The sequence below is a fragment of the Alkalithermobacter paradoxus genome, from assembly GCA_002029295.1.
Classification (GTDB): Bacteria; Bacillota; Clostridia; order Peptostreptococcales; family Peptostreptococcaceae; genus Alkalithermobacter; species Alkalithermobacter paradoxus.
In genome coordinates this window covers 1-2,091 of record MZGW01000019.1, presented here as the reverse complement: position 1 = coordinate 2,091, position 2,091 = coordinate 1, and the positions used below count along the sequence as shown (strand labels likewise).

Annotated in this window: 2 protein-coding genes and 1 rRNA gene; 2 read left to right on the top strand and 1 reads right to left on the bottom strand. The window is 29.1% G+C overall.

Annotated features, from left to right (window positions below; translation table 11 throughout):
- Positions 1 to 278 precede the first annotated feature (278 nt).
- Positions 279 to 848, top strand: coding sequence for a hypothetical protein (locus CLOTH_RS10270; RefSeq protein ID WP_079413706.1), 570 nt, complete (start codon positions 279 to 281; stop codon positions 846 to 848).
- 724 nt (positions 849 to 1,572) lie between these two features.
- On the opposite strand, the gene CLOTH_RS10265 is transcribed toward CLOTH_RS10270, so the two are convergent.
- Positions 1,573 to 1,776, bottom strand: coding sequence for a hypothetical protein (locus CLOTH_RS10265; RefSeq protein WP_079413704.1), 204 nt, complete (start codon positions 1,774 to 1,776; stop codon positions 1,573 to 1,575).
- 247 nt (positions 1,777 to 2,023) lie between these two features.
- On the opposite strand from CLOTH_RS10265, the gene CLOTH_RS10260 reads away from it, so the two are divergent.
- Positions 2,024 to 2,091, top strand: a 16S ribosomal RNA gene (locus CLOTH_RS10260); the annotation flags it as partial.

Below are 2,091 nucleotides of genomic sequence, written 5' to 3'. Positions count from 1 at the left end.
TCGTAAATATATTAGGCAACTCTTATAGAACTGCTTCTGCGCTCTCTAAGATTTCTAATAAAGAAACCTAGCAAAACTGTACATAAAAATATTGGCATAATCGTACAAAATAACCTTGACATTAATATATACATGAAGATAGAACAGTACATCATTGCGTAATTTATCAATATAATAAAGTTGAAGTGGTGATTAAAATGAAACAACTATGGCAACTACCAACAAGTAGATAAGTAAAATTAAAGCTAATTATCAAAAACTATGAAGGGGATCTTAAGATGAAAAAACAAACTAATAAAATATTAATAATACTTCTGTTGATCTGTATTCTAGCATTTATCCAAATTGGAGGAAATATAAGATTATATAATAATGCTAAAACTCATTTTGTATCTTCAGCGACCCATAAGGTATACTCAGTTTCAGTTAATCTTGGCTTGGCACTATCAAGGTCAGATGAAACATTTGATGCAGCAATAGGTGCTACAAGGATCTATTTAGCGGAGCTAGTGGAGCATTTCCGTATTACTGATTATGCATTAAGATATAATGTACTTTGGAAGGAGCATTATTTTTTAGAAGGATTAGGTGATGCATATATGGCTATCACTTTTGTACAAGATAAATTTGAAAGTATTTATCAAAAGCATATTAATGGAGATGAACTTGATGAATCAGACTTTACTTATCTGTCGGAACTTAAAGATGCACTTGATGAGTTGTGCAACAGTTTACGAAATGAAGATGGTTCCCTAAAAGAAAAAGCAACAAAGTCAAGCTACTTTGTAGAACGATTTAACAAGTTTATAACTGCAATATATATAAAGGGCTATGTGATAGTAGATTAAAAAATGATACGTCAATAAGGTATACGCTATGAAGATAGTAAGAATAAATGATTCCTTGTTAACTGGTGTTGAGGACAAAAATAAGCAACTTATCTAAATAAAATATAATCCATTGGCTTAGAGAGAACATCTTTCTAAGCTATTTTTATGGAAATTTTCAATTACCAATACCAAAAATCATAGAGCCTCTTCGTCTAGAAAATAAATATGGTATACAGGAAGGAAATAAGGATGAAAAATAGAAATATAATCTATGAAAGATTAACTCAAATAGGATGTGATTGTTAATGAAGAATGCTAAAGTGATCTATTTGTCAGATTATCTATCAAAAAAGAAGAAAATGCAAGAAGAAAGAAACATATTAGTGAATTTATTGTCCAGAGTGATAAGTAATATGAGAAAAGAAAATGGGAAAATATTGTAGAATGCTTTATTTATAACGCATAGGAAATTATGTACTTTAATGAATTGTGGACAAGTCATAATTTACGTAATGTATTTTAACAAAGTCTTCTTTTAAAATCTTTCAAAGAAAGACTTTGTTCTAATGATGCAAGTATGAAGTTTATGATATGAGCTGACTACACAAGCTATATAGAAAATAAAATCACTATGTAAATGTGCATCATTAGTATGTTGACTAGATTATAAAAGAAACTATACAATTTAATATATAAATAAGAAAGGAGCATAGTGCTCCTTTCTATATTTAAAAATAAGCATTTAGCCGCTGAAATTATTAAGGCTATCGATGTATGACTTAAATTGTCCAAATTCATTATGGTCGTTAATCTCAACAGTTTCACTTTTTTCGTTATCAAAGTTCTTGAGATATACAGTGAAGACTTCATCTTTATTGCAATCGTAGTATATACATCTATAACCATCTTCATAGAGCTTCTTTAGATAGTTTAATCTATCATTCATATTTAGCACCCCATTCATTTTCGTTTAATATTATTTTTTCAAGATGTGTATTAGAATATACAAAAGACTAAGAAATAATATAAAAATTAATATTATGATAAAAAATACAAAAAAAGTGTTGACGATAGTTTAAAATGATGATATAGTATTACTTGTCCTTGAGAAAAGGACAAAAGAACATTGAAAATTAAACAGCAGACGAATAGTAATTCAATTAACCATAAAGTCAGCTCATATGAGCCAAATTATTTTTGAGAGTTTGATCCTGGCTCAGGATGAACGCTGGCGGCGTGCCTAACACATGCAAGTCGAGCG

What these genes read in the sequence shown, in the direction of transcription:
- CLOTH_RS10270 (WP_079413706.1), top strand. Translation starts at nt 279, where the DNA reads ATGAAAAAACAAACTAATAAAATATTAATAATACTTCTGTTGATCTGT.
- CLOTH_RS10265 (WP_079413704.1), bottom strand. Translation starts at nt 1,776, where the DNA reads ATGAATGATAGATTAAACTATCTAAAGAAGCTCTATGAAGATGGTTAT.